Annotated in this window: 1 pseudogene; it reads right to left on the minus strand. The window is 62.6% G+C overall.

The features are described from left to right. Window positions 1-52: 52 nt before the first annotated feature. A pseudogene (locus CH341_RS34875) lies at window positions 53-281 on the minus strand (catalase); the annotation flags it as partial.

Genomic DNA, 281 nt, shown 5'->3' on the forward strand with positions numbered 1-281 from the left:
AAAAGGCGCGACTGGGACGCCGCGCCTTCCTGTTGTCATTCTCGCGCTGTGCTCAGCCTGCGCTCACTTTCGGCTCGCGGTCCCAGACGCGCAGCTTGCCGAGGCTCTTCACGAAGTTCTTCGCCTCGCCGGCGCCCGAGAGGGCAACGCAGCCCGCATCCATGTCGGAGGCAATTCCCGCCTTCTCGAAGAGCATCTTCGCCGCCTGCGAATAGCCGATGAACTTGCAATGCACGAAGGCGTCGGAGACGAAATCCTTTGCCGGCGGCATATTGGCAAGC

Source organism: Rhodoplanes roseus, assembly GCF_003258865.1.
Classification (GTDB): Bacteria; Pseudomonadota; Alphaproteobacteria; order Rhizobiales; family Xanthobacteraceae; genus Rhodoplanes; species Rhodoplanes roseus.